Source organism: Pseudomonas sp. B21-035 (genome assembly GCF_024748945.1).
In the GTDB taxonomy this organism is placed as follows: domain Bacteria; phylum Pseudomonadota; class Gammaproteobacteria; order Pseudomonadales; family Pseudomonadaceae; genus Aquipseudomonas.
In genome coordinates this window covers 809595-834533 of sequence record NZ_CP087179.1, presented here as the reverse complement: position 1 = coordinate 834533, position 24939 = coordinate 809595, and the positions used below count along the sequence as shown (strand labels likewise).

At 63.1% G+C, this 24939-nt stretch carries 26 protein-coding genes and 1 tRNA gene; 12 read left to right on the top strand and 15 right to left on the bottom strand.

Translation table 11 applies throughout. The annotated features are described in order from the left end of the window. The first annotated feature begins 55 nt into the window (after positions 1 to 55). Together LOY22_RS03685 and LOY22_RS03680 are read left to right on the top strand one after the other, a co-directional pair. A complete protein-coding gene (locus tag LOY22_RS03685) occupies positions 56 to 2470 on the top strand; it encodes a TonB-dependent siderophore receptor (RefSeq protein WP_258596383.1) in 2415 nt (804 codons plus the stop codon). 93 nt (positions 2471 to 2563) lie between these two features. Next, positions 2564 to 2640: transfer RNA gene (locus LOY22_RS03680), tRNA-Met, on the top strand. Between the two features lie 66 nt (positions 2641 to 2706). On the opposite strand, the gene LOY22_RS03675 is transcribed toward LOY22_RS03680, so the two are convergent. Next, entirely contained in the window at positions 2707 to 3321 is a 615-nt protein-coding gene (locus LOY22_RS03675) for a LysE family translocator (protein WP_045195958.1), read from the bottom strand. A 123-nt stretch (positions 3322 to 3444) separates the two neighbouring features. On the opposite strand from LOY22_RS03675, the gene LOY22_RS03670 reads away from it, so the two are divergent. After that, complete coding sequence (locus LOY22_RS03670) at positions 3445 to 4323, top strand: LysR substrate-binding domain-containing protein (RefSeq protein WP_045195957.1); 879 nt, start codon at positions 3445 to 3447, stop codon at positions 4321 to 4323. Here LOY22_RS03670 and LOY22_RS03665 read toward each other — a convergent pair. Continuing rightward, on the bottom strand, positions 4311 to 4928 hold the full coding sequence (locus LOY22_RS03665; RefSeq protein ID WP_045195956.1) for a D-Ala-D-Ala carboxypeptidase family metallohydrolase: 618 nt from the start codon (positions 4926 to 4928) through the stop codon (positions 4311 to 4313). The two genes, LOY22_RS03670 and LOY22_RS03665, sit on opposite strands and share 13 nt — an antisense overlap. Before the next feature lie 88 nt (positions 4929 to 5016). On the opposite strand from LOY22_RS03665, the gene LOY22_RS03660 reads away from it, so the two are divergent. Beyond that, a complete protein-coding gene (locus tag LOY22_RS03660; protein ID WP_093387904.1) occupies positions 5017 to 6156 on the top strand; it encodes a hypothetical protein in 1140 nt (379 codons plus the stop codon). 42 nt (positions 6157 to 6198) lie between these two features. On the opposite strand, the gene can is transcribed toward LOY22_RS03660, so the two are convergent. Beyond that, positions 6199 to 6837 (bottom strand): carbonate dehydratase, encoded by a 639-nt coding sequence (gene can, locus LOY22_RS03655; RefSeq protein ID WP_038614773.1) that lies wholly within the window; start codon positions 6835 to 6837, stop codon positions 6199 to 6201. A 120-nt stretch (positions 6838 to 6957) separates the two neighbouring features. Between can and LOY22_RS03650 the strand changes: the two genes are divergently transcribed. Next, on the top strand, positions 6958 to 7281 hold the full coding sequence (locus LOY22_RS03650) for a hypothetical protein (RefSeq protein ID WP_045195953.1): 324 nt from the start codon (positions 6958 to 6960) through the stop codon (positions 7279 to 7281). A gap of 4 nt (positions 7282 to 7285) precedes the next feature. Here LOY22_RS03650 and rimI read toward each other — a convergent pair whose 3' ends face one another. Together rimI and LOY22_RS03640 are read right to left on the bottom strand one after the other, a co-directional pair. Continuing rightward, positions 7286 to 7738, bottom strand: coding sequence for a ribosomal protein S18-alanine N-acetyltransferase (gene rimI / locus LOY22_RS03645; RefSeq protein WP_093387901.1), 453 nt, complete (start codon positions 7736 to 7738; stop codon positions 7286 to 7288). Next, positions 7731 to 8525 carry an energy transducer TonB gene (locus tag LOY22_RS03640; RefSeq protein WP_258596374.1) on the bottom strand — a complete coding sequence of 265 codons (795 nt, stop codon included), beginning with the start codon at positions 8523 to 8525 and terminating at the stop codon, positions 7731 to 7733. Before LOY22_RS03640 ends, rimI begins: the two co-directional genes overlap by 8 nt. Positions 8526 to 8705: 180 nt before the next feature. Here LOY22_RS03640 and mksB point away from each other — a divergent pair, with 180 nt between their 5' ends. The 3 genes from mksB to mksF are packed head-to-tail and all read left to right on the top strand — an operon-like array spanning position 8706 to position 13505. Continuing rightward, positions 8706 to 9983 carry an Mks condensin complex protein MksB gene (gene mksB, locus LOY22_RS03635; RefSeq protein WP_045195947.1) on the top strand — a complete coding sequence of 426 codons (1278 nt, stop codon included), beginning with the start codon at positions 8706 to 8708 and terminating at the stop codon, positions 9981 to 9983. Then, positions 9973 to 10674, top strand: a complete 702-nt coding sequence (mksE, locus tag LOY22_RS03630) for an Mks condensin complex protein MksE (protein WP_010225708.1) — start codon at positions 9973 to 9975, stop codon at positions 10672 to 10674. The genes mksB and mksE overlap by 11 nt, the downstream gene beginning before the upstream one ends. After that, positions 10671 to 13505, top strand: coding sequence for an Mks condensin complex protein MksF (gene mksF / locus LOY22_RS03625; RefSeq protein ID WP_093387898.1), 2835 nt, complete (start codon positions 10671 to 10673; stop codon positions 13503 to 13505). The genes mksE and mksF overlap by 4 nt, the downstream gene beginning before the upstream one ends. A 105-nt stretch (positions 13506 to 13610) precedes the next feature. Here the strand turns inward: mksF and LOY22_RS03620 are convergent, their stop codons facing one another. The 5 genes from LOY22_RS03620 to rplU form a co-directional block, all read right to left on the bottom strand. After that, the gene (locus tag LOY22_RS03620; protein WP_093388208.1) at positions 13611 to 14057 is read right to left on the bottom strand and encodes a CreA family protein; all 447 of its coding nucleotides are present in this window, start codon (positions 14055 to 14057) and stop codon (positions 13611 to 13613) included. Positions 14058 to 14079: 22 nt separating this feature from the next. Further along, complete coding sequence (proB, locus tag LOY22_RS03615; protein ID WP_045195944.1) at positions 14080 to 15198, bottom strand: glutamate 5-kinase; 1119 nt, start codon at positions 15196 to 15198, stop codon at positions 14080 to 14082. A 75-nt stretch (positions 15199 to 15273) separates the two neighbouring features. Then, positions 15274 to 16497: an Obg family GTPase CgtA gene (gene cgtA / locus LOY22_RS03610; protein ID WP_093387895.1), complete on the bottom strand. Its 1224-nt coding sequence runs from the start codon at positions 16495 to 16497 to the stop codon at positions 15274 to 15276. A gap of 192 nt (positions 16498 to 16689) precedes the next feature. After that, positions 16690 to 16947, bottom strand: coding sequence for a 50S ribosomal protein L27 (rpmA, locus tag LOY22_RS03605; protein ID WP_010225698.1), 258 nt, complete (start codon positions 16945 to 16947; stop codon positions 16690 to 16692). 32 nt (positions 16948 to 16979) lie between these two features. Then, entirely contained in the window at positions 16980 to 17291 is a 312-nt protein-coding gene (gene rplU / locus LOY22_RS03600) for a 50S ribosomal protein L21 (protein WP_010225695.1), read from the bottom strand. A gap of 252 nt (positions 17292 to 17543) precedes the next feature. Between rplU and LOY22_RS03595 the strand changes: the two genes are divergently transcribed. The 3 genes from LOY22_RS03595 to LOY22_RS03585 all read left to right on the top strand — a co-directional run bounded on the left by LOY22_RS03595 (position 17544) and on the right by LOY22_RS03585 (position 19379). After that, positions 17544 to 18512: a polyprenyl synthetase family protein gene (locus LOY22_RS03595; protein ID WP_038997216.1), complete on the top strand. Its 969-nt coding sequence runs from the start codon at positions 17544 to 17546 to the stop codon at positions 18510 to 18512. Positions 18513 to 18663: 151 nt separating this feature from the next. Beyond that, entirely contained in the window at positions 18664 to 19005 is a 342-nt protein-coding gene (locus LOY22_RS03590; RefSeq protein ID WP_045195941.1) for a zinc ribbon domain-containing protein YjdM, read from the top strand. A 125-nt stretch (positions 19006 to 19130) separates the two neighbouring features. Continuing rightward, a complete protein-coding gene (locus LOY22_RS03585) occupies positions 19131 to 19379 on the top strand; it encodes a hypothetical protein (RefSeq protein WP_038997219.1) in 249 nt (82 codons plus the stop codon). A 67-nt stretch (positions 19380 to 19446) separates the two neighbouring features. On the opposite strand, the gene LOY22_RS03580 is transcribed toward LOY22_RS03585, so the two are convergent. The 5 genes from LOY22_RS03580 to LOY22_RS03560 all read right to left on the bottom strand — a co-directional run bounded on the left by LOY22_RS03580 (position 19447) and on the right by LOY22_RS03560 (position 24131). After that, entirely contained in the window at positions 19447 to 20064 is a 618-nt protein-coding gene (locus LOY22_RS03580) for an FKBP-type peptidyl-prolyl cis-trans isomerase (RefSeq protein ID WP_045195939.1), read from the bottom strand. A gap of 86 nt (positions 20065 to 20150) precedes the next feature. Further along, a complete protein-coding gene (locus tag LOY22_RS03575) occupies positions 20151 to 20456 on the bottom strand; it encodes a DUF6482 family protein (protein ID WP_045195937.1) in 306 nt (101 codons plus the stop codon). A gap of 133 nt (positions 20457 to 20589) precedes the next feature. Continuing rightward, a complete protein-coding gene (locus LOY22_RS03570) occupies positions 20590 to 21078 on the bottom strand; it encodes a TIGR00645 family protein (RefSeq protein ID WP_010226381.1) in 489 nt (162 codons plus the stop codon). A gap of 100 nt (positions 21079 to 21178) precedes the next feature. After that, positions 21179 to 21520, bottom strand: coding sequence for a hypothetical protein (locus LOY22_RS03565; protein ID WP_010226382.1), 342 nt, complete (start codon positions 21518 to 21520; stop codon positions 21179 to 21181). A 172-nt stretch (positions 21521 to 21692) separates the two neighbouring features. After that, positions 21693 to 24131, bottom strand: a complete 2439-nt coding sequence (locus LOY22_RS03560; protein ID WP_045195935.1) for a Lon protease family protein — start codon at positions 24129 to 24131, stop codon at positions 21693 to 21695. Positions 24132 to 24408: 277 nt separating this feature from the next. Here LOY22_RS03560 and LOY22_RS03555 point away from each other — a divergent pair, with 277 nt between their 5' ends. Further along, positions 24409 to 24897: a DUF3015 domain-containing protein gene (locus LOY22_RS03555; protein WP_093387889.1), complete on the top strand. Its 489-nt coding sequence runs from the start codon at positions 24409 to 24411 to the stop codon at positions 24895 to 24897. Positions 24898 to 24939: the final 42 nt, after the last annotated feature.

Sequence of the window (24939 nt, the reverse complement as noted above, 5' to 3'; positions counted from 1 at the left end):
GCGTCACACCTCCACATAAGAAGCATTATCGTTTGTATTCTCTGGGGGAGGACACATGCAGTACCCACGCGATTTCGGATTCAGCCGTCAGCCACTGGCCCGCGCCATCCTTGCCGCCAGCCTGTTTTCCACAACCCTGGGCCTGCCGCTGCAGGCCGCCGAGTCTGCCCAGACCCAGGCCCAGGCGCTAGATTTCAACATCCCCGCGCAAGCCTTGGCCGATGCCCTGGACCAGTTCAGCGCCCAAAGCGGGCTGCAGGTGATCTACGACGCCAACCAGCTGGCCGGGCGCTCGTCGCCGGGGGTCAAGGGCCGCATGAGCCCGACCCAGGCACTGCAGGCCCTGACTGCCGGCAGCAGCGCACGCCTGAGCCAACCCAACGCCAGCAGCTTTGTCATCGATTTACCGATGGAACTGGGCAGCGCCCTGCAACTGGATGCCATGAGCATTTCCGGCAAGGCACCGGGCTCGACCACCGAAGGCACCGGGCTTTACACCACCTACTCGTCCAGCAGCTCGACGCGCTTGAACCTGACACCCCAGGAAACCCCGCAGTCGCTGACCGTCATGACTCGCCAGCGCCTGGATGACCAGCGCCTGACCAATCTCAGCGATGCCCTCGAAGCGACCCCCGGGGTGATCGTCGTGCGCGACGGCCTGGGCGCCGAGACCGACAGCTACTACTCGCGCGGCTTCGTCATCCAGAACTACGAGATCGACGGCGTGCCGACCGTCACGCGGATGGACAACTACACCCAGAGCATGGCGATGTACGACCGCATCGAGATCGTCCGCGGCGCCAGCGGCCTGATCAGCGGCATGGGCAACCCGTCGGCGACCATCAACCTGATCCGCAAGCGTCCGACCGCCGAGGGCCAGGCCAGCGTCACCGGCTCGGCCGGCACCTGGGACCGCTATGGCACCGGCTTCGATGTTTCCGGGCCGCTGACCGAAAGCGGCAATGTGCGCGGCCGCCTGGTTGCCGACTACAAGACTGAAGGCGCCTGGGTCGACCGTTACAAGCTGGAGAGCCAGCTGCTGTATGGCATCACCGAGTTCGACCTGAGCGAAGATACCCTGCTGACCATGGGCTTCAGCTACCAGCGCACCGACGTCGACTCGCCGCTGCGCACCGGCCTGCCAACCCGCTTCAGCACGGGTGAGCGCAGCAATCTCAAGCGCTCGATCAACATGGCTCCGGACTGGTCGTACAACGACCACGAACAGACCAGCTATTTCGCCTCGGTGGAGCAGCAACTGGGCAACGGCTGGAGCGGCAAGATCGAGTACAGCCATTCCGAAAACAAGTTCGACGAAGTGTTCGGCTTTCTCATGGGCGAGCTGCAGCCCGACGGCAGCGGCCTGAGCCAGTTGCCGGTGCGCTTTTCCGGCACCCCGCGCCAGGACAACCTGGACCTGTACCTGACCGGCCCGTTCAGCCTGTTCGGCCGCGAACACGAACTGATCGGCGGCGTAACCCTGTCCAAGTACAACGAAAACGTACCGAGCTGGGGCGGCTGGCGCTACGACTACAACGCAACGCCAGGTGCGTCGGTGGAGAACATCTTCGACTGGGACGGCAAGCAGCCCAAGCCGGACTGGAGCATCAGTGGCAAATCGTCAATGGAAGAAACCCAGTATGCCGCCTACCTCACCTCGCGCCTGCACCTGACCGACGACCTCAACCTGATTCTCGGCAGCCGGGTCATCGACTGGAAGCGTGACACCGAGGACCGCCCGTACGGCGGTGAGAAGACCGAGGTCAACCGTAAAGAGACCGGTGTGTTCATCCCTTATGCCGGGGTGGTCTACGACCTTGATGAAACCTGGGCGCTGTACGCCAGCTACACCAAAATCTTCAACCCGCAAGCCTCCTGGGTCACCGACGAGAACAACAAGCCGCTCGACCCGATGCAAGGCGTCGGCTACGAGCTGGGCGTCAAGGGCAGCCATTTCGACGGCAAGCTGAACTCCAGCCTGGCGCTGTTCAAGCTCGAACAGGACAACCTGGCGATCTGGGTGCACGACAACGTCTACGACGCCAAGCAGGACACCACCTCCAAAGGCCTGGAAATGGAGCTCAATGGCGAGCTGGCCGAAGGCTGGCAGGCGTCGGCGGGCTACACCTACACCCTGACCACCGACAACCAGGATGAGCGCATTGCCACCGTGTATCCGCGCCACAGCCTCAAGACCTTCACCAGCTACCGCCTGCCGGGCATGCTCGACAAAGTCACCGTGGGTGGCGGGGTCAACTGGCAAAGCAAGGTCGGCACCGACCTGCACAGCTTCGACCAGGGCAGCTACGCGCTGGTCAACCTGATGGCGCGCTACAACATCAGCGAAAACCTCAGCGCCACGGTCAACCTCAACAACGTCTTCGACCGCGAGTACTACTCGATGGCGTCGTCGTACGGCAACTACGGGGCGCCGCGTAACCTGATGACCACGTTCAAATACGACTTCTGAGCCGGTTTACGGCTAAGCGGTTGATCGCGCGTTAATTTTTTTGAAAAAGAGTGTTGACACAAATCCGTTTCAGGCGAATAATGCGCGCCACTTGGCTACATAGCTCAGTTGGTTAGAGCATAGCATTCATAATGCTGGGGTCCGGGGTTCAAGTCCCTGTGTAGCCACCAAGTACTAAAAAGGGCTTACCGCAAGGTAAGCCCTTTTTTCTTGCCTGCGATTTTTACCCTGCCCGCTTAGCGCACATTGGCGAACACTACCGCCAGCCCCAAGCCGATCAAGGCCACACCAATCACCCGGTCAACCAGACGCTGGCGCTCGAGCATGGCCCGGCGCAACACCACGCTTGAGAAAAACACCGCCACCAGGCTGAACCACAACCAGTGGGCGAGCGACATGAACGCGCCATAGCCGAAGTTGACCGCCAGCGAACTGCCCGGCTGCACCACCTGGGTATAGGCACTGACCACAAAGAGCATGGTCTTGGGGTTCAGGGCGTTGGTCAGAAAGCCCGAACGAAATGCCGCCAGCACGCCGAGCTGACTGGCGCTGGTGCCATCCAGGGAAATCCGCGTAGTGTTGGTCAGCGACTTGTAACCCAGGTAAATCAGGTACCCCGCCCCCAGCACCTTCATCGCCAAAAACAGCGCCGGGCTCTGGCTGATGATCACCGCGATGCCCAGCACCGTGTACAGCACATGCACCTGCACCCCCAGGGCGATGCCCATTGCCGCCGCCAGGCCGGCGCGGCGGCCAAAGGCGTAGCTGCTGCGGGTCACCATGGCAAAGTCGGCGCCCGGGCTGATCACCGCCAGCACGGTAAACAGGGCAACGGCTATGAGTTCATTCACGTAAAGCTCCTCGATCTGCTAGGACAATGCACAGATAGCTCTGCACGCCGCCATTATCGAAAGCTTCGGGTAAGGCCAAAAGCGATTTATAGTGAGGCAAATCCGCTAGTTTTTCTCACAGATATGAAACTGCCTGCGCTGTCCGCCTTTCGCTATTTCGATGTTGCCGCGCAAACCCAGAGCTTTGTGCGCGCCGCCGAGCTGCTCAATGTCACCCACGGTGCGGTGAGCCGACAGGTGCGCCTGCTGGAAGAAACGCTGGGCGTGCAACTGTTCGAGCGGCGCAACCGGGCGATCTTTCTCACCGCCGCCGGCCGCGCCCTGCACGGCACCACGCTGTCGGTGTTCGAGCAACTGGAAGGCGCGGTGTACCGCCTGCAGCAACAGGCGCGGGAGAACGTGCTGGTGCTGTCGTGCGAGCCAACCATCGCCATGCGCTGGCTGATCCCACGGCTGCCGGCCTTTCATGCCGCCCACCCGGACATTCACCTGCACCTGGTGGCGGCTGGCGGGCCGATCGATTTTGCCCGCAACGGCGTCGATCTGGCCCTGCGCCGCGATGACTTTCGCTGGGACGCCAATCTGCACGCACTGAAGATCTGCGACGAATGGGTTGGCCCGGTGTGCAGTGCCACCCATAACTTTCCCGAACACGGCCTGGCCGGACAACGCCTGCTGCACAGCGCTTCGCGCCCCAACGCCTGGGCTACCTGGTTGCGTCATAGCGGGGAGTCGGCCAAGGGCAGTAGCCGCGCTGACTACGAGCACTTCTACCTGTGCATTCAGGCGGCGGCAGCCGGGCTGGGCGTGGCCATGGCCTCGCGCCTGATGGTCCAGGATGAAATCGACAGCGGCCAGTTGCAGGCGCCGCGCGGCTTTATCCAGGACCAGTCGGCCTACTACCTGCTCAGCCCCCAGACGCTGCTCGACGACGACAAAAGCCGCTGCTTCGCCGAGTGGGTGATCGGCCAGTCACAGGCCTGCCTCGCTCACCTTGACTGAGCCTTGCTGGCGGTAGCCGGCGCACAGAAGGAGGAGCCGGCACTGAAGTCGCCACCCCAGGTGCGGTAGCCCGCCGTGTCGATGTGAATGCGCCCCGACGGGTAACGCCCCAGGCCCATGTTCCAGTCCTTGCCATGGGCCTGCCAGAAGCTGCACAGCGGGTTCGGGTCGGCCCAGGCAGGTAGCAGCAGGTCGACCGCAAAGGCGCGGGTATGGGCGCTGGCCACGGCGCCACCGGCGCAGCGGTTGAGCACCGGGTCGCGGTAGGCCGAAACCACTTCATAGCGCTTGAGCACGCCCTGCTCGCCCAGGGTCTTGAGCAGCAGTAGGGTCGAACGTACTGCCGGCCACTGCGCCGCGGGCGCAAGCGCAAACGGCTCGGCCTTGCACAAACGCCAGTCACTGGCCGAGCGCAGCAATTGGTGGATAGGCACCACGCCATACAGGCGTGCATCCACCAGCATTTCACGAAAGGGCCGGGTCTGATGATCGCCCGCCCACTGAGCAAACAGGTACAGGTCACGCTCGTCAGCCTGCGCCTGCCGGGCAGCGAGCGCTGTCAGTAAAAGTCCTGCACCGATCCCGGCCTTGCACCACGTTTTCATCAGCCTGCTCCCCCTTCCCAACCCCCGGGAAATTCCTCCAGTATGGCAACCCTCCCGACTGCGGGGAGGAACTAACAAGGAGTTAAGCATGCACACGACTGCTCCACTGACCTTCGCCCTGGCCGCCATGACCCTGAGCAGCGCCGCCCTGGCTGATGCCCGCATCGACCTGGGCAGCCAGGAACGGGTGACCCGGCTGTTTGCCTACCCCAACAACTGCAACGTCATCTGCTTTCGCAACTGGACCCTTGAGCAAACCGTGGAGCACTACCTGACCCAGAGCGTGCAACGCGACGGTTACGCCGCGGCGACGGTAAAGGTCAAGCGCGACAACGACACACTACATGCCGACATCCAGGGCGTACCGAGCGACTACAGCAAGCCCCTGCAAGCGCTGCTCGACACCGGCGAGCTGGCCTACCAGGGCGCCACCCGGCTCAACCGCGAAGGCAAGTGGGCCTACAACTGGAACCTGTTCCTGCCCCTGGGCATGGCCCTGGAAAAGCGCCGCAGCATCGAGCTGCTGCATTTTCCACCGGACTACTCGCTGACCCAGGCCCAGGACTACCTGCGCTCCAACACCACCGACCGCTGGGCCACGCTGCTGACCTTCAACGGCATTCCTGCCGAGCAGACCCCGGCCTACCAGACCATCGTCGACATCGCCCCGATCGCCGCGCCAGCCAGCGCCGGCAAAGACCTGGAGGGCGTGTATGGCTACTTCAAGGATTATCAGCTGCAGATGGTCAAAGAGATGACCCGAACCGGCAACGGCGCCGCCTTGCCGATGGTTGCCTTCGGCTCGCCGGTGCGCAGCTGGATCGAGCAGCAGTACGGACCCAGGCTCTATGTACTGGGCCTGGCCAGCATCAGCCCGACGCCTGGGCAAAAGGTGCCGGTGCTGGGCGCCAATCACCCGAGCGCAATCTGGTATGCGGCAGATAAAACCAACTATGGCGGCGACCAGGACAAGGCCGATCAGGCCGGCCTGAAGATGATGGGCCAGGATTTGAGCGCTGCCTGCTGGCAGGCGGGCATGGGCCGCAACCCGGCGGCGGATGCCAAGGCAACGCTGGGGGCCTGTACCCAGAAGTGGCAGGTGACGGCGAAGAAGCAGACCTGCGAGCTGTATTTTCGCAGCATTCGCAACATGACCCCGGAGCAGGCTGGGGCCAAGTGCAATACCGGGGCGGTGACGCGGACGTTGCGTGATTTGCAGAAGTCTTGAGGTGAAGCCAATCGCGGCGACCCGACTTGCCCCGCGATTGGCTCAGTCCTGCGGACGCAAGCGGTACTGCGGCGGCAACTGGTCGAGGCCGCTGATGGTCGCGTTCAGGCTCTTCCAGCGGCCATCCTTGATGCCATAGATGCAACCATGCACCGACAGGCTCTGGCCACGGTGCCAGGCATTCTGGACGATGGTGGTATGGCCGACATTGGCCACCTGCTGGATCACGTTCAGCTCGCACAGGCGGTCCACCCGCTCTTCCTCGGTCGCAAGCTTGGCCAGCTCCACGCGGTTCTCGTAGTACAGGTCGCGAATCGAACGCAGCCAGCCGTCGATCAGGCCCAATTGGCGATCCTGCATCGAGGCCCGTACCCCGCCGCAACCGTAGTGGCCGGTGACCAGGATATGCTTGACCTTGAGCACGTCCACCGCGTACTGGATCACCGACAGGCAGTTGAGGTCGGTGTGCAGCACCACGTTGGCGACATTGCGATGAACGAACAGATCGCCCGGCAACATGCCGACGATCTCGTTGGCCGGAACCCGGGCGTCCGAGCAGCCGATCCAGAGGAATTCCGGAGTCTGCTGACGCGCGAGTTTGGCGAAGAAATCCGGATCTTCCTGCTTGATCGCATCGGCCCAGCGCGCGTTGTTATCAATCAGTTCTTGTAGATCGTGCATGTTCAAGCCTCATGGTTGGTGCGCATCTTGTGACAGGCGCCGGCCCGTTCAGGTCACGCCTTTGAATCTTCGGCCAACCGTCAGGTCCACCGCATACGCCCACCCGCAGGAGGATCGACCATGAGCCAGGAACACCGCCCGCTGCACGCCCCGCAACCCGCCCCGATCGACACCGACGAAGACCGCATGGGCTCGGTTGAAGAACTGCACTTTGACAAGGATACCCCCAATGTCGATGCCGGTTTCGACCCAACCGACGACGACCTCGAGCCAGAAACCCTGATCCCTGAAGACGGCGCCCGCTCGCCCGGCGAAGCCGGTGCGGATCACCCGGCAGACTGGGATTTGAGCGTAGTCGACGAAGATGACATCGGCGGCGGCAACGGCCTGGATGAAGCGGAACTGGCCCGGCGCGATCCGCTGGACGGCAAGCGCGAACCCTGAGCCGTTACTCGAACAGGGTGCAGGCCATGACCAGGGCGTCTTCGCGACCGCCGGCAACCGGGTAGTAGTCACGCCGGCGGCCGATTTCATTGAAGCCGTAGCGCTCGTACAGGCGGTAGGCCGACTGGTTGCTGGCGCGCACTTCGAGGAAGCACTCGCGACCGTTGCTCGCGTAGGCGCGCTTCATCAGCTCTTCCAGCAGGCGCAGGCCCAGGCCCCTGCCCTGGCTTTCCGGCTTGACGGTAATGTTGAGCAGGTGCGCCTCGTCGATGATCACGTTGATCACGCCGTGGCCGACCTGTTGCTCGCCTTCGAACATCAGCCAGATTTCATAGGACTTGAGCCCGTCGAGGAAAATCCCGCGGGTCCAGGGGTGGCTGAAGGCGGCGTATTCGATCTTCAGTACGGCATCCAGATCCGCCTCGGTCATCCGGCGAAAGCTGATTGTGTCACTCATTGCTTGGTTTCCAGCGCGCCATCAGCCGGCGCATGGCTTGCCAGACGTGCGCCTTGCGCTGCGGCTCGTCCATCAACAGTTCGAGCCCCGGCAAGGCCCAGGCAGCACCCAGGCCTTCAACCGGCAACTCGCGGTAATAAGCTTCGGCGTCGGCCTCACCGGCAAAGCGCACGGCAGGCAGGCCAATCAGCCACAGACAGACGCACGGCGCCTCTTCAAGCCGGGCCTGAATAAAGCCCTGGACGAAATCGGTCGCGGCCTGCGGGCCCTGGTCAAGGTTGCCGCGCACCAGCAACGGCCAGCGCACCGGCTCGCCGATGATCTGCGGGCTGTCCGGCAGGCCGGCGGCGCGCAGCATGTCCTTGAGCAGCAGGTAGGACGGGTCGCGGCTCTGGAGCGGCTCGCCGGTGGCAAGCTCGACCAGCAGCAGGCAGTTGCCGGCACGCAGCAGTTGCAGGGCAAAGCGTGGCGGTGGTACCGGCGCAGGCCTGGCAACCACGGGCTTTTCGGCTTCGTCCACCGCCTTGGCCGTCACTTTCGGCGTGCTGCCTGGGCGCGGGATCTCGATCTTCGGGCGCTCGCCAGAACGCACCAGCGGCGCGCTCGGCGCAACGCTGGCGGGGGCAGGTGCCTGCTCCTGCGGCTCGAACGCCGGTTCCTCGAGTGCCGCCACCGGCAACAACAGCTGCGGGCGCGACGGCGCGGCGAACGGCAGTTCGGCACGCGGCAGCCAGTGCACCACTTGCATGGCGTTGAGATAAGCGCGGCGGCGGGACTCGATTAACAAGAAGGATCGGCCATCTGTGGATAAGTCAGGGCCGATATTCTAACGTTGTTCGCCGCTCGGCGCCGCTGTTGATCGGCAGAAAACCGCCCGACAGCAGCTTGAAGCGATCAAGGGGGTGAATCGACAGGCGTCTGATGCAGTACAATCGGCGCTTTTATTTGGCAACGAGTCGACCCGCCAATGATCGAACCCAAGCGCGTCCTGCGCGCCCTAGCCGAACACTGGGCCCTGCTCGAGCCGTTGTGCGAGCGCTTCGACGGGGGCACCCTGAGCCTGGCCGAACTGCGCCAGCAACTGGCCACCCAGCAGCTGGAGAGCACGCCCCAGGACATCACCAGCCTGCTCGACGTGTGGATCCGCCTGGATATCCTGGTGCCGGTGGCAAAAAGCCCGAACCGTTTCGAGCTCAACGCCCAGATCCACGACTTCCTCGCTTACCTGCGCCGCGAGCACCGCCTGGGCCTGTGCCTGGAGATCGAAGCCTACCTGCGCCACCTCGAGCGCCTGGCCGGGCACATCCAGGACGCCTTCGAGATTCGCGACGGCAATGACCTGGCGCGCCAGCTGCGCCTGCTCGACATGCGCGTGCGTGACGTACTGAAGAAGCTCGACAACGACGAACAGGCGCTGGTCGCCGTGGCCGAACGCGCTAAGACCAGTGACCGGCAAATCCCCCTGCGCCAGCGTTACGCCGAAGTCCTGGCGACTTGGGACGAATATGTCGAGCCGATGATCCAGCTGGTCAACGCCGATGGCGCCTTCGAGCAAGGCGTGCGCAAGGTCGAGACCGTGCTGCTGCGCTTGCTCGGCGAGCAGGCCCGTCTGGGCCACCTGGTCGACGACGACATGCTCCTGCGCACCCACGCGCGCATCCTCGAGATGCAGACCAGCGCCCAGCTGACCCTGCGCCACGCTCGTGAACTGCTGCTGCCGCTGCGTGAAGAAGCGCGCCGGCACAACGCCGTGACCCGTGGCGCCGCCCTGGCCCTGTCGGTGATCCGCCGCAAAGGCCTGGACGCCGTGCCGCAGGCGGCCATGCCGCTGTTCACCCGCCCGCAGAGCACCTTCCTCGGCAGCGCCAGCCAGGTCGAAGCCTACGTCTATGCCCTGGCCCGCTTCGAGCCCAAGCCTGCGCAGTTTCCCAAGGCCCACAAGAGCCACAAGGGCGATGCCCCGCGTGCGCCGCGTACGGTCAAGGAAATGCTCGAGCGCTGCGAAGACGCCCTGCCGCTGCCGGACCTGATGGTCTGGCTGCTCGACCAGGAGCCCGAAGGCGCCACCGACGAGCTGCTGTACTGGTTCTCGCGCCTGTCGCGGGAAAAACGCTTTACCCGCGCGCGCCTCGAGCGCCGCGAATACACCACCCGCGAACACCTGGTCAGCCTGCGTTCCTTCGCTCTGACATCGAGCCGCGAACCATCGCCTGAGCCAACTGCGAGCCCTGCCCATGCATCTTGATCTTTCCGAACTGTCCCAGCTCGCACCGATCTTCCGCGAGCTGTTCAAGGGCTTTCACATCAGCCGCCGCGACCCGGAGCTGTACGCCCAACTGTCGAATTTCCAGGACCAGTACCGCGGCCTGTTCAAGGCCCTGGGCTTTGAACTGGTGTGCGACACCCGCGGCTTCTACTACTTCGTCCCGGACCTGGCCGCCGCCCAGGTCAACAAGACTGCCCAGCGCCTGTCGCTGTTCACCTTCATCCTGGTCGAGCACCTGGCTGACCAGGGCCGCGACCCGATGTCGGTGCTCGACGGCGGCAGCCTGGGCCGCGACGAGCTGCCTTCGCTGCTGGAAAAATACCGCGACCTGTTCATCCAGGCCGAAGTACAGACCCCCGACGAGCTGGAAGAGAAGATCATGCGCCGCATGACCCAGCTCGGCTTTGCCCACGAAGAGAACGGCATCTACCGCTTCCTGCCGCCGATGCACCGTTTCCTCGACGTCTGCCTGTCGGTCCAGCAGGACCGCGACCTGGCTGCCAGCCTGCACAGCGCCCTGCCGCTGCCAACGCCGGTGCTGGTCGAGGAAGAGAGCCCGGAAGAACTCAACCGTACCGACGACCCGCTGGACCTCAGCCCGTTCGAAGAAAGCGAAGAAGACGCCCTGGCCCGAGCCATAGCGCAAGAGCAACAGGAGATTGACGCATGAGCCAGGAACGCTACGGCATTCGCCGCTTCGCACTGCTCAACACCGCCGGCTACAGCCTCGGCCTGTTCCCCCTGGAACACCCGCTGTCGGTCTACGGTGCCAACAACCTGGGCAAGAGTGCCTCGATCAACGCCTTGCAGTTCCCGATCCTGGCACGCATGTCGGACATGAGCTTCGGCAAGTACAGCCTCGAGCAGTCGCGCCGCTTCTACTTTGCCACCGACACCAGCTACATCCTCTGCGAAGTCAACCTGCCCCACGGCCCGCACGTGATCGGCGTGGTCGGCCGCGGCCCGGGTGGCGGTTTCGGTCACCAGTTCTTCGCCTATGCCGGCGAACTGGACCTGGCCCACTACCAGAAGAACGACACCTGCCTGCGCCAGAAAGAGCTGTTCAGCAACCTTGAGCGCAACGGCCTCAAAGCCTACGAGCTCAAGCCTGACGAGCTGCGCCGCCTGCTGGTCGGCGGCCACACCTCGATCCCGCTGGACCTGACTCTGATCCCGCTGCGCTCCACCAGCGAGCAGAGCCTGAAGACCTTCCGCGCACTGTTCATCAACCTGCTGCACATGCGCGAGATCACCGCGGCCAAGCTCAAGCAGCTGTTCCTCGACGCCTTCGAGCACAGCCTGCGTTCGGGCAGCGTCGACTACATCGCCGCCTGCGAAGAAGCCTTCCGCGACGTACGGCGCATGGAGCAGGACTACAACTCGCTGGTCGCCGCCGGCCCGCTGGTCGAGGCCCTGGCCAATGGCGTAGCCCAGCGCGACGTCCTGCGCGGCAAGCTGCATCGCCTGTCGCCACTGCTCGACTCGCTGCTCGGCACCTGGCAGGACTACGCCAGCGCGCGCAAAGAAGAGCTGGTGATCCAGGCCGAGCACTACAAGAACGAACAGGACAGCCTGCAGAACGACCAGCGTGGCGGCACCCAGGAACTGATGCGCCTGGAGCGCGAGATCACTGGCGTGCAGCGCTGGCTCGGCGAGTTGTCGGTGCTCAAGCATCGCTTCGCCCTGGTCGATGACGTCAAGGTCCTGGAACAGCAACTGCTGGCCGCCAAGGACGCCCACGACGAACTGGCCGGTGCCCTGGCGCAGTCGCGCCAGTTCAGCGCCGAAGACCTCGAAGAGCGTCTGCGCGAGCTGGAAAAACGCCTGAAGTCAGTCAAACAGCAGCTCGACCACGCCGACAACAACAGCTACGCGCGCCTGCGCGAAGAGTTCTCGCAGCAGGACGTCGAGCGCCTGATGCGCCTGTTCAATGGTGCGCTGTTCAGCCTGCCGCTGGGCGAGCGCGGCATCGAGCTGGACGACAGCGATGTCTGGGTCAAATCCCTGGAAGCGGTACTCGACGGCTTCAAGGGCGAACGCTTCGAAGCCCCGGGGCTGTCCATCGACCTCTCGCACATCGAGCCGCCTGCCCTGCAGGCCCTGGCCGACCGCGCCGCCCTGCGCGACCAGAAAGAACGCCTGGAAAAAGAACTCAAGCAGCTCAAGACCCAGCAGGCGGTAGCCGCCGACCGCGCCGCGAGCAAGACCCAGACCGAAGCCCTGTACCAACAGGTGCTGGATGCACAAAAGGCCCTGGAAGACTTCCGCCGCAGCGAGACACTGTCCGCCGAGGAAGGCGACAAGCTCGAGCAACTGGCGCAGATGGAAGCGGCCCAGGACGAGCTCAAGCGCTCCAGCGACGCCTTCACCGAACGCGTCCAGCAGCTGTCGGCCAAGCTGCAACTGGTCGGCCGGCAGATCGCCGACATGGAAGCCAAGCAGCGCACCCTCGACGACGCCCTGCGTCGCCGCCAGCTGCTACCCGCCGACCTGCCGTTCGGCACGCCGTTCATGGAACCGGTCGACGACAGCATGGACAACTTGCTGCCGCTGCTCAACGACTACCAGGACAGCTGGCAGGGCCTGCTGCGGGTCGATGGCCAGATCGAGGCGCTGTACGCCCAAGTCCGCCTCAAGGGCGTAGCCAAGTTCGACAGCGAAGACGACATGGAGCGCCGCCTGCAACTGCTGATCAACGCCTACTCGCACCGCACCGAAGAAGCCCTGACCCTGGGCAAGGCGCGCCGCGCTGCAGTCACCGACATCGCCCGGACCCTGCGCAACATCCGCAGCGACTACGACAGCCTCGAGCACCAGCTGGCGCTGTTCAACCGCGAGATCAACAAGCGCCAGGTCTCCAACCTGCAGAGCTTCCGCATCGTTTTGGCACCAAACAAGGAAGCGCTCAAGCACATCGACCAGATCATCCACAGCGCCGGCCAGTACGAGGAAGGCGAGACCCTGTCGGTGTTCGACCTCAGCGCCAGCGCCGAGCAGGACAACAAGAACGAAGAGGCCAAGGAATACCTGGCGCGCCTGGTCGCGGCCAACCACAACCAGCTGGGCCTCAAGGACCTGTTCGAACTGGCCTTCGAGATCACCAAGGTCGGTGGCCAGCCGGTGATCCACACCGACATCGACGGTGCGGCGTCCAACGGCACCACCATGACCATCAAGGCGCTGACCAACATGTACTTGTTGCTGCACCTGATGGACCGCGACCTGGCCGGTCGCGTGCGCCTGCCGTACTACCTGGACGAAGCGGCCGACATCGACGAACGCAACCAGGCAGCGCTGCTGGAAACCAGCTTGCAGCTGGGCTTCGTACCGATTCTGGCGAGCGTCAAGCCGCAGGTTTCGGCGCATGTCGCCATCGACCTGGAAGGCGGCAGCGGGCCGAACGGCATCTATATCGACGAGGCAGACTGGAAGTACATCAGCCGCCGGGATGTGGAGAAGGCGGTAGTGCGCAAAGAAGAAGAGGAAGAAGCTTCAGCCTGAAACTAATCGCGGGGCAAGTCGGGTCGCCGCACCGCCGCTCCCACCGGTCCAGTGGGAGCGGCGGTGCGGCGACCCGACTTGCCCCGCGATGAACTCAACCCGGTGTTACTGCTGGGCCCACGGCAGGATCGGAATCGCCGTCACCGCATTCTGCGGGCTGCCTTCGATGATCCGGTCGGAGTACACCAGGTAGACCAGGGTATTGCGCTTCTTGTCGAGGAAACGCACCACCTGCATGGTCTTGAACACCAGCGAGGTGCGCTCCTTGAACACCTCGTCACCGTCCTTGAGCTGCTCCTTGAAGCGAATCGGCCCGACCTGACGGCAGGCGATCGACGCTTCGGCGCGGTCTTCAGCCAGGCCCAGGCCACCTTTCAGTCCGCCAGTCTTGGCCCGTGACAGATAGCAGGTCACGCCCTCGACCTTGGGGTCATCAAACGCCTCGACAACGATGCGGTCATTCGGCCCGACGATCTTGAACACCGTCGATACCTGGCCAATCTCCTCGGCCGATGCCATTACCGGCAACGCCAGCAGCGCCGCTGCAATCATCCCTTTGAACACAGGTAGTTCCTCAGACCAGAATCAGGTTGTCGCGGTGCACCAGCTCCGGCTCGGCGATGTAGCCCAGCAGGCCCTCGATCGCGTCAGACGGCTGGCCAATGATTTTCTGTGCTTCCAGGGCGCTGTAGTTGGCCAGGCCGCGGGCGACCTCAAGGCCATCCGGGCCGACGCAAACCACCATCTCGCCACGGCGGAAGCTGCCCTGCACGGTCTTCACACCGACCGGCAGCAGGCTCTTGTTGTCCTTGCGCAAAGCCTTCGCCGCGCCCTCGTCGAGCACCAGGGTGCCGCGAGTCTGCAGGTGCCCGGCCAGCCACTGCTTGCGCGCGGCGAGCATGCCGCGCTCAGGCGACAGCAAGGTGCCCAGGCGCTCGCCCGCCTTGAGGCGGTCGAGCACGCGCTCAAGGCGCCCACCGACGATGATCGTGTGGGCACCGGAACGCGCCGCCAGGCGCGCGGCACGCAGCTTGGTCTGCATGCCGCCACGGCCCAGGGCGCCGCCGGTGCCGCCGGCCACGGCGTCGAGGCTCGGATCGTCGGCACGGGCTTCGTAAATCAGCTGCGCATCAGGGTTGTTGCGCGGGTCGGCGTCGAACATGCCGTCGCGGTCGGTGAGGATCACCAGCAGGTCGGCTTCGACCAGGTTGGCCACCAGCGCCGCCAGGGTGTCGTTGTCGCCGAAGCGGATCTCGTCGGTGACCACGGTGTCGTTTTCGTTGATCACCGGCACCACGCCCAGCTCCACCAGGGTGCGCAGGGTGCTGCGGGCATTGAGGTAACGCTTGCGGTCCGACAGGTCGTCGTGGGTCAGGAGGATCTGCGCGGTATGCCGGCCATGCTCGGCAAAGCTCGACTCCCAGGCCTGCACCAGGCCCATCTGGCCGATCGAGGCCGCCGCCTGCAGCTCGTTCATCGCACTCGGTCGCTTGGCCCAGCCCAATCGGCTCATCCCGGCGGCAACCGCCCCGGACGACACCAGCACCAACTCGACACCTGCCTCATGCAAAGCCACCATCTGCTCGACCCAGACACCCATGGCCGCGCGATCCAGGCCCTTGCCATCTGCTGTCAGCAGGGCACTGCCGATTTTCACGACCCAGCGCTGCGCACCCGTCACCTTGCTCCGCATCTTCTTCCAACCTATTCAGATCTTTAGATACCAAAACGCCGCTCCTGAGAGCGGCGTTTAGTGTACTGCAACGAATCAGTCGCGCACGTAAATGATTTCCGGGCCGTCTTCGTCGTCCTCGTCCCAATCATCGTCATCGTCGTCGCCGATGTCGTGCACGCTCTTGACCCCGCTGCGGCGCAGGGCGCGAGCGTCGTCCAGGGCCTGCAACTGGGCACGGGCTTCGTCTTCGATGCGCTGGTCGAGCTCGGTCAGCTCTTCGGCGTAGGCCGGGTCGTTGGCCAGACGGTCGGCGCGGTCTTCGAGGTAGCGCATGATGTCGCGGCTGAGCTGCTCGGTGCCCTGCTTGGAGATGGCCGAGATCACATAGACCGGGCCTTCCCACTGCAGGCGCTCGACCACTTCCTTGACCCGCTCGTCACGCTCGTCGTCCATCAGCATGTCGGTCTTGTTCAGCACCAGCCAGCGATCACGCTCGGCCAGCGACGGGCTGAAGCGGGTCAGCTCGTTGACGATGACTTCGGCGGCATCGGCGCTGCTGCTTTCATCCAGCGGCGCGAGGTCAACGAGGTGCAGCAGCAGGCGGGTACGCGCCAGGTGCTTGAGGAAGCGGATACCCAGGCCGGCACCGTCGGAGGCACCTTCGATCAGACCGGGGATGTCGGCGATGACAAAGCTCTTCCAGCGGTCGACGCTGACCACGCCCAGGTTCGGCACCAGGGTGGTGAACGGGTAGTCGGCGACTTTCGGCTTGGCGGCCGATACCGAGCGGATGAAGGTACTCTTGCCGGCGTTCGGCAGGCCCAGCAGGCCGACGTCGGCCAGTACTTTCATTTCCAGTTTCAGGTCACGCTGCTCACCCGGCTTGCCCGGAGTGGTCTGGCGTGGCGCTCGGTTGGTACTGGATTTGAAACGGGTGTTGCCCAGGCCGTGCCAGCCGCCCTGGACCACCATCAGCTTCTGGCCTGGCTTGACCAGGTCGCCGATGACTTCCTGGGTGGCCGAGTCGATCACCGTGGTGCCGACCGGCACGCGCAGGATCAGGTCGTCGCCCTTCTTGCCGGTGCAGTCGGTGCTGCCGCCGTTGGAGCCGCGCTGGGCTTCGAAGTGACGGGTGTAACGGTAGTCGACCAGGGTGTTGAGGTTATCGTCGGCAACCATGTATACCGAGCCGCCGTCGCCACCGTCACCGCCGTTGGGACCACCGTTCTCGATGAATTTTTCGCGGCGGAAGCTCATGCAACCGTTACCGCCGTCACCGGCTTTGACCCGGATCGATACTTCGTCAACAAACTTCATAAAAACCGCCTCTCGTCAGCTGGACGAGCTGAGTGACACAAAGACATAAGGCTCTTGCAAAAGTGAGCGCGGCGGCCCCGTCACGACAGTAACAACCCACGCCGGCAGCCCATACAAACAGCTTTGCAAGAGACTCACCCCACAAACGAAAAAGCCCCGTCGCGAGACAGGGCTTTTCCAGCGTTCGCGCGATTACTCGGCGACAACGCTCACGTAACGACGACCGAAGGCGCCTTTAACTTCGAACTTGATCTTACCCGCGATCTTGGCGAACAGGGTGTGATCTTTACCCATGCCAACGCCGTAGCCAGCGTGGAATTGGGTGCCGCGCTGACGCACGATGATGTTGCCAGGGATGATAGCCTGGCCGCCATACATCTTCACGCCAAGGCGTTTGGCTTCTGAGTCGCGACCGTTACGGGTACTACCACCAGCTTTTTTGTGTGCCATGGTTCAAATTCTCCAGAAATGGATTCAGGCGATTAAGCCGAAATACCGGTGATCTTGATTTCGGTGAACCACTGGCGGTGGCCCATACGCTTCATGTGGTGCTTACGGCGGCGGAACTTGATGATGCGCACTTTGTCGTGACGACCTTGGGAGATCACTTCAGCAACAACCTTGGCACCAGCAACGACTGGAGCGCCGATGTTCACGTCGTCGCCATTGGCAACCAACAGAACGCGGTCGAAAGTCACGGATTCGCCAGTGGCGATTTCCAGTTTTTCGATTTTCAGGTATTCACCTTCGGCGACTTTGTACTGCTTGCCACCGGTAACAATTACTGCGTACATGGGTATTTCTCCGATAATCCTGCTCACCCAGCTCTTTATAGGAAGAGTATTGGCTGGCATGGCTGCATAGGGCTGGAACGGCCCAGTGCAATTGCGTAAGGCAGGTGCTGCCCAGGAAGTTCAGGGTGCGCGATTGTACGCAAGCCCCGCTTTGCTTGCAAGTCCCACCCCCGGCCCGCGGGCAGCGCGCCTTGACACGCCGGGACCCGCGACCTAGCATGCCGCGCAACCTTTATGGAGCACCTGTGGCCGATGCAACCCCAAGCTTTCTACCGTGCGGTAGCGGACGACTTCAGCGCCGTTGACGAGATTATCAAGAAACAGCTGACTTCGCGTGTACCGCTGGTATCGAAAATCGGCGACTACATTACCTCGGCCGGCGGCAAGCGCCTGCGCCCGCTGCTGGTGCTGCTGTGCGGCAAGGCCCTGGGCCGCGAAGGCGACGACCTGCGCCTGCTGGCCGCCACCATCGAGTTCCTGCACACCGCCACCCTGCTGCATGACGACGTCGTCGACATGTCCGGCATGCGCCGTGGCCGCTCCACCGCCAACGCCCTGTGGGGCAACGCGCCGAGCGTGCTGGTCGGTGACTTCCTGTACTCGCGCTCGTTCGAGATGATGGTCGAACTGGGCTCGATGCCGGTCATGCAGATCCTCTCCAAGGCCACCCGGGTCATTGCCGAAGGCGAAGTCCTGCAGTTGTCCAAAGTGCGCGACGCCAGCACCACCGAAGAAGTCTACATGGACGTCATCCGCGGCAAGACCGCGATGCTGTTCGAGGCCTCGACCCACAGCGCCGCAGCCCTGGCCCAGGCCACCGAGGAGCAGAGCGAAGCCCTGCGCACCTTCGGCGACCACCTGGGCGTGGCCTTCCAGCTGGTCGACGACCTGCTCGACTACAAGGGCGATGCGCAAACCCTGGGCAAGAACGTCGGTGACGACCTGGCCGAAGGCAAGCCGACCCTGCCGCTGATCTACACCATGCGCGAAGGCACCGCCGAACAGGCTGCGCTGGTCCGCCAGGCCATCCAGAAAGGCGGCATCGAAGACCTCGAGAGCATCCGCGCGGCCGTTGAAGCCTCGGGCTCGCTGGACTACACCGCCAAGCTGGCCCGCGACTACGTGGCCCGCGCCATCGCCTGCCTGGACGTGCTGCCGGCCAGCGAATACCGCGATGCACTGGTCGAACTCAGCGAATTCGCCGTCGCCCGCACACACTGATTCGCCACCTCCCTAGTCGCGGGGCAAGCCCGCTCCCACACGGTGGGAGCGGCCGTGCGACGCCTCGACTTGCCCCGCGATTGCATTCGCCCCACGACAACAAAACCCTATACAATGTAGGTTTTGTACCTGTACGTCTTGAGGAACCTTAGTGAGCACTTTGCCACCCTGCCCCAAATGCAACTCCGAATACACCTACGAAGACGGCGCCCAGCTGATCTGCCCCGAGTGCGCCCACGAGTGGTCGGCTGCCGGTGAAGCCGAAGCGGCCAGCGACGAAGCGGTGAAAAAGGATGCAGTGGGCAACGTCCTGCAGGACGGCGACACCATCACCGTGATCAAGGACCTCAAGGTCAAGGGCACCTCGCTGGTGGTCAAGGTCGGCACCAAGGTCAAGAACATCCGCCTGTGCGATGGCGACCACGACATCGACTGCAAGATCGACGGCATCGGCCCGATGAAGCTGAAATCGGAATTCGTCCGCAAGGTCTGATTCTGCCGGGTTTCGGGGTCGCGCTGCGGCCTCGACAACCCACCGGCGGGAAAAAACCGCCAATAGGCACTTGCTATTTTGATAATAAGAATTATTCTCATTGAACGCTTTCAAGGAGAATAGCCATGACTTATCTGATAGACGCCTGGCTTGACCGCCCCCATCCTTACCTGCGCATCCTGCACCGGGAAACCGGCGAGGTGTGTGCCGTGCTTGAAGAAGAAGCACTGGACGAACTGCGCGACCAGGGCGACCTGGATCTCAATGGTTTGAATTCAAGTGAGCCAAGTGTGCTCAAGGAGCTGGTGAGGAACCTGTTCCTGTTTTGCTATGCCCGGGCGTTGCGCCCTGGCGGTGGAACCGATTGGAACTGAACAGCATCGCGGGGCAAGCCCGCTCCTACCCGAATTGTGTAGGAGCGGGCTTGCCCCGCGATAGGTCTTACAGAACGTCCAGCAGCTCGACGTCGAACACCAGCACGCTGTGCGGCGGGATGCTGCCAACGCCCTGAGCGCCGTAAGCCAGCTCGCTCGGCACGTACAGGCGCCATTTGCTGCCGGCGTTCATCAGTTGCAGGGCTTCGGTCCAGCCGGCGATCACACCGCTGACCGGGAACTCTGCTGGCTGGCCGCGCTCGTAGGAGCTGTCGAACACGGTGCCGTCGATCAGGGTGCCGTGGTAGTGGGTACGCACGCTGTCGTCGCGGCTTGGCTTGGCGCCTTCGCCAGCAGTCAGTACTTCGAACTGCAGGCCCGAAGCCAGGGTGGTGATGCCGTCACGCTTGGCGTTTTCAGCCAGGAAAGCCTTGCCTTCGCCAGCGGCAGCTTCGGCCTTGGCCGCAGCTTCGGCTTGCATGATTTCGCGGATAACCTTGAAGCTGGCCGACAGGTCGGCTTCGCTGACGCGGCTGTCCTGGCCGTTGAAGGCGTCGGTCAGGCCGGCCAGGATGGCGTCCAGGTTCACACCTGGTGGCGGGTTGTCACGCAGTTGGCCACCCAGCTGACGGCCGATGCCGTAGCTGACGCGAGTTTCGTCGGTAGACAGGTTGAGTTCGGACATTTGCTTGCTCCGCTGCAGGGCGCACGACAGCCGCGCCCTTTATGAAAAGGGCGAGCAGCCTAGCACACTGCGCTTGCGCAGATCAGCTACCAGGCCGAACGTCGTGGCATCGGGATTTTCAGGTCGCCATCACCGGCGTCGGCGCCACCGCACATCTCGTCGTCCATCGACCAGTGCACCAGGTGCAGCGGCACAGCGGGCAAACCGTCGAGCAGGCGCTGCGCGTCGACCACCGAATGCACTTGCACACGCTTGCCGTGCTTATCAACCAGCGGATGGGCATGGCCTCTTACCCGGGCCTCGATAACGAACTCACCGCCTTCGAGGGCAATCAGGTTGAACTCATCGACATGACCGGCCCTGGCCTCGGTGTTCAGTTGTTGAAGGTTCATTGCGATACCTCGTTACTGGAACTTCGAGTGACCGTTCATTTTTTGTACAGCGGCAGGCAAAGCACAAGGCAAAAACGCAACCGCCCGTCCGTTTTGCAACGGACGGGCGGTATTTGACTGGCACAACGCCTGATCAGTGCTTGGTGACCTTGTCCAGGTAACCCATGGCAAAGGCCGAGACCACGAAGGTCATGTGAATGATCACGTACCACATCAGGTACTGGGGTTCGATGTTGCGCGCGTCCATGAACACCCGCAGCAGGTGGATCGAGGAAATCGCCACGATCGAGGCTGCGACTTTCATCTTCAGCGAAGACGAGTCCATCTTGCCCAGCCAGCTGAGTTTTTCCTTGTCTTCGTCGATATCCAGCTGCGAGACGAAGTTCTCGTAACCGGAAATCATCACCATCACCAGCAGGCCGCCGACCAGGGCCATGTCGATCAGCGACAGCAGCACCAGGATCAGGTCGGCTTCAGCCAGGGCGAAGACGTTGGGCAGGACGTGGAAGATCTCCTGGAAGAACTTCAGTGCCAGCGCCAACAGGCCCAACGACAGACCAAAGTAGATGGGCGCGAGCAGCCAGCGCGAGGCATACATCGCATTTTCGATAATACGTTCCATTGAAAACTCGTCAGGTTGGCAAAAAAGCGAGCGCGAGTATAACAGCCACCCATGACAGAAAAAGCCCGTGGCACGCTGCCACAGGCGCGGCGCAGGCGTCTCAGGTTTCCGGATGGAACTGGAAGTCGCCGACGTGATGCACGCGTTCGCCGTTGATCCGGCGCAGTTGCGCTTGCAGGTGCACGCACCAGATCTGCGGATCGTCAGCCAGTTGGTAACCGTGCAGGGTCAGGCTGTCGACAATGGCGTTGAGCACCGATTCGGCCACGAATGGCCCGTGAAACGGCCCCTGGGCCTTGATCGCAGAGGGCTGCTCGCCAGCCATGCCGGCGGCAAACAGCAGGGTCCACATGCCGTTGTCACCGGCCAATGGGCGGATGCTGCATTCAATGCGGGTCACCAGGCCCAGGCATTGACGGGTGAGGCTGAGGCTGCGCGGCATGGCGGAGGTCCTCGGTAAACCCTTGTTCAGCCTTCAGGTGAAGGCTGTCTCTTCCTGTACCTACCACTGTCCCTGAACTGAAGAATAGAAGAATTCCGCCCATGCGTGGAAAAACCGGCGCCGAATGGTCATGTTCCATTTAGCGCCGTTTTTTTGACTCGTACCACTCAGGTCAGGACGGTTTGACCTGGGCCAGGGCCTGCTCGGCGTGCTCCTTTTCTGCCTCCTTGAGGTCCTCTTCGCTGATCATCTCGGCAATCACCCGCAAGCGCTCGACGACCCGGGCGTTGACACTGCCTTCCGGGAACTGGCCTTCTTCGTCCGGCTCACCGGCAGGTTCACCGACCAAAAGGCTCAGGGCCTCGTCGGCCTGGCTTACGGCGTAGACGTGGAACATGCCGGCGCGTACCGCCTGCAGCACCCGCTCGTCGAGCATCAGCGTGGCAACGTTGGCACGCGGGATGATCGCGCCCTGCTCGCCAGTCAGGCCACGGGCTTCACAAAGGCGGAAGAAGCCCTCGATCTTCTCGTTGACCCCACCGACCGCCTGCACTTCACCGAACTGGTTGATCGAGCCGGTGATGGCGAAGCACTGCTTGAGCGGGGTTTTCGACAAGGCCGAGATCAGCGTGCAGGCCTCGCCCAGCGAGGCGCTGTCGCCGTCGACATAACCGTAGGACTGCTCCAGGGCGATACTCGCGGAGATCGCCAGGGGGAATTCCTGGGCATAACGGCTGCCCAGGTAACCGGTGAGGATCATCACCCCCTTGGAGTGGATCGGCTGGCCGAGGTTGACCTCGCGCTCGATGTCGACGATACCGCTGCCGCCGGGGTAGACCGTGGCGGAGATCCGCGCCGGCACACCGAAGGCCGAGTCGCCGACTTCCAGTACGGTCAGGCCGTTGCACTTGCCCACCGCGGCGCCGTCGGTATCGATGAGGATGATGCCGGCCAGCATGTCGTCGAGAATCCGCGCCGACACCCGGCCGGTGCGCGTGGCCTTGGCCTTGAGCGCACGTTCGATGTGCCCGGCGTCGGTCATTTCGTCATTGGCCAGGTGGCGGATGAAGTCCGCTTCGCTGACCAGCTGGAACAAATCACCAATACGCGCCGACAAACGCCCCTGGTGCTCGGCCAGGCGCGCGCTGTAGGTCGCCAGGCGCGCCACCGCGTCGGCGCTCAGCGGCGCCATGCCCTCCTCGCTGGTGCGGGTCTTGAGCAACTGGGCGAACTGCTCCAGGCTCTCGTCGACCATGGGGATGTCTTCGTCGAAGTCGACCAGCACCCGGAACATCTCCTGGAAGTCCGGATCGTGATCCTGCAGGGCGTAGTACAGCTGGCGCGCACCGATGATCACCACCTTGATGTTCAGCGGGATCATCTGCGGGTTGAGGGTCACGGTGGCCAGGCGGCCGAACTCGCCCAACGGCGATTCCATCTTCAGCTTGCGCGACTGCAGGGCGCGCTTGAGCGCGTCCCAGACAAACGGCTCGCTGAGCATCTTCTCGGCTTCCAGAATCAGGAAGCCGCCGTTGGCCCGGTGCAGGGCCCCCGGGCGCAGTTGCCGATAGGTGGTGTACAACGCGCCCTGGTCGGTGCTGTATTCGATACGGCCGAACAGGTTGTCGTAGGTCGGGTGTGGCTCGAACACCACCGGCGCCCCGCCGCTGGCGTGATGGCCGACCACCAGGCTCGGTGCGTACTGCTCTTCGAGCAGCTTGCGCGCCTGGGCGTCGGTCTTGCTGTCATCAACCAGTTGCTCGACCACGGTGCGCAGCAGGTAGACCTGCATGGCTTGCAGGTAGGCACAGACGGCGGCGTTCTCGGCGTACTTCTCAGACAGCGGCGCCAGCAATGGCTGCAAGGCCAGGGTGATGGTTTCTTCGTTGAGCTGACGCAGCTGGTTGCTCGATTCACGCTTCCATTGCGGCAGGCTCGCCAGTTCTTCGTTGAGGCGTTCTTCCAGCGCGGCGATATCGTCGTGGAAACGCTCGCGCTCGGCTTCCGGCAGCTGCGCAAATTCCGCTTCGTCCAGCGCCTTGCCGTCGGCCATCGGGGTGAAGGCAACGTTGCTGCTGTCGCGGTACAGGGCCACGTCCTTTTCCAGCGAGGCGCGCTCGATCACATCCAGGGCACGGTCGTATCGCTGGTTGAAGGCGCGGTCGATGGCGCTTTTCTTCTGCTGGTAGGACGGGTGCTCGAACACTGCCGGAAAGGTTGCCAGCAGGTTGTCGATCAGGCCACCGATGTCGCTGATGAACGCCCCGGCGCTGCCCGGTGGCAACTCCAGCGCGCGCGGCTCGCGTGGCTCGTCGTAGTTGTTGACATAGACCCAGTCCGACGGCGTTTGCAGGCGCTTGCCTTCGGCCTTGAGGTAGCGTTTGACGAACGAGAAACGGCCAGTGCCGGGCTCGCCCATGACGAAGACGTTATACCCGGGACGCGGCATGGCGACGCCGAACTGCAAGGCTTCGACTGCACGCTCCTGGCCAAGCACACCGCGAAAAGGCTCCAGATCATTGGTGGTGGAAAAAGCGAACTGTTCAGCGGAAAACGGCCGGGTCAGGGCTTCGGGCGCAAGACGCAGGCTCGCAGCGACAGGATCGGGCATCGGGCTTCCTTACTTCGGCGGGGCGGATGTCAGCATTCTGGCGCCGTGCGCGTGCACGTTGCAAGGCTCATCGCTGCTAATTGTCGCAGGGGCGAAAAGCCGATCTACGTCAATATTTTCAGGCAATCTTTCGCAATAAATCACGGAACCCTTAGATCGTGCCTAAACTCCAAACTGCGCGGCTGGGTAAATAACCGACCCGCCCTGGCAACTGGTCCTACAGATATGCCAGACAACCCTGACCTTTGGTATGTAATTCTAGAAAGAGAACAATGCTATGAAACGGATTCTTCTGGGTACTCTGTTCACCGCGGTCTCCCTCAATGCCATGGCCCAGGCCCCTGGCGGACCGGATTGCGGCTGGGGCAACATGCTGTTCGAGGGCCAACGCGGCACACCGGCCCACTTCCTTGCATCCACCACCAACGGCACCTCCGGCAACGCCACTTTCGGCATGACCTCGGGCACCAACGGCTGCTCGACCAACGCTGCGCTGACCTATGGCGGTAAATCATGGTTCGCCATGAACGGCATGATGAACGAACTCTCCGAAGACATGGCCAAGGGTCAAGGTGAAGCACTGACCACCTATGCCGTGGTGCTCGGTGTCGCACCGGAAGATCGCGCGCACTTCGCCGCGGTTACCCATCAACACTTCCAGGACATCTTCAAAACCGCCGATGTCACGGCTGAAGATGTACACAGCAACACCCTCGCGGTACTGAAAAGCGATCCACGTCTGGCCAAGTACGTCACCCAGGCTTAAGCTCGGCCCACCCGCCCCTTCACCGGGGCGGGTTGTTGTCCG

Bases quoted from the DNA above. Each gene is read 5' to 3' on its own strand.
- LOY22_RS03685 (WP_258596383.1), top strand. From the start codon at position 56: ATGCAGTACCCACGCGATTTCGGATTCAGCCGTCAGCCACTGGCCCGC.
- LOY22_RS03670 (WP_045195957.1), top strand. From the start codon at position 3,445: ATGAAACTGCCTGCGCTGTCCGCCTTTCGCTATTTCGATGTTGCCGCG.
- LOY22_RS03665 (WP_045195956.1), bottom strand. From the start codon at position 4,928: ATGAAAACGTGGTGCAAGGCCGGGATCGGTGCAGGACTTTTACTGACA.
- LOY22_RS03660 (WP_093387904.1), top strand. From the start codon at position 5,017: ATGCACACGACTGCTCCACTGACCTTCGCCCTGGCCGCCATGACCCTG.
- can (WP_038614773.1), bottom strand. From the start codon at position 6,837: ATGCACGATCTACAAGAACTGATTGATAACAACGCGCGCTGGGCCGAT.
- LOY22_RS03650 (WP_045195953.1), top strand. From the start codon at position 6,958: ATGAGCCAGGAACACCGCCCGCTGCACGCCCCGCAACCCGCCCCGATC.
- rimI (WP_093387901.1), bottom strand. From the start codon at position 7,738: ATGAGTGACACAATCAGCTTTCGCCGGATGACCGAGGCGGATCTGGAT.
- mksB (WP_045195947.1), top strand. From the start codon at position 8,706: ATGATCGAACCCAAGCGCGTCCTGCGCGCCCTAGCCGAACACTGGGCC.
- mksE (WP_010225708.1), top strand. From the start codon at position 9,973: ATGCATCTTGATCTTTCCGAACTGTCCCAGCTCGCACCGATCTTCCGC.
- mksF (WP_093387898.1), top strand. From the start codon at position 10,671: ATGAGCCAGGAACGCTACGGCATTCGCCGCTTCGCACTGCTCAACACC.
- LOY22_RS03620 (WP_093388208.1), bottom strand. From the start codon at position 14,057: ATGATTGCAGCGGCGCTGCTGGCGTTGCCGGTAATGGCATCGGCCGAG.
- proB (WP_045195944.1), bottom strand. From the start codon at position 15,198: ATGCGGAGCAAGGTGACGGGTGCGCAGCGCTGGGTCGTGAAAATCGGC.
- cgtA (WP_093387895.1), bottom strand. From the start codon at position 16,497: ATGAAGTTTGTTGACGAAGTATCGATCCGGGTCAAAGCCGGTGACGGC.
- rpmA (WP_010225698.1), bottom strand. From the start codon at position 16,947: ATGGCACACAAAAAAGCTGGTGGTAGTACCCGTAACGGTCGCGACTCA.
- rplU (WP_010225695.1), bottom strand. From the start codon at position 17,291: ATGTACGCAGTAATTGTTACCGGTGGCAAGCAGTACAAAGTCGCCGAA.
- LOY22_RS03595 (WP_038997216.1), top strand. From the start codon at position 17,544: ATGCAACCCCAAGCTTTCTACCGTGCGGTAGCGGACGACTTCAGCGCC.
- LOY22_RS03585 (WP_038997219.1), top strand. From the start codon at position 19,131: ATGACTTATCTGATAGACGCCTGGCTTGACCGCCCCCATCCTTACCTG.
- LOY22_RS03580 (WP_045195939.1), bottom strand. From the start codon at position 20,064: ATGTCCGAACTCAACCTGTCTACCGACGAAACTCGCGTCAGCTACGGC.
- LOY22_RS03575 (WP_045195937.1), bottom strand. From the start codon at position 20,456: ATGAACCTTCAACAACTGAACACCGAGGCCAGGGCCGGTCATGTCGAT.
- LOY22_RS03570 (WP_010226381.1), bottom strand. From the start codon at position 21,078: ATGGAACGTATTATCGAAAATGCGATGTATGCCTCGCGCTGGCTGCTC.
- LOY22_RS03565 (WP_010226382.1), bottom strand. From the start codon at position 21,520: ATGCCGCGCAGCCTCAGCCTCACCCGTCAATGCCTGGGCCTGGTGACC.
- LOY22_RS03560 (WP_045195935.1), bottom strand. From the start codon at position 24,131: ATGCCCGATCCTGTCGCTGCGAGCCTGCGTCTTGCGCCCGAAGCCCTG.
- LOY22_RS03555 (WP_093387889.1), top strand. From the start codon at position 24,409: ATGAAACGGATTCTTCTGGGTACTCTGTTCACCGCGGTCTCCCTCAAT.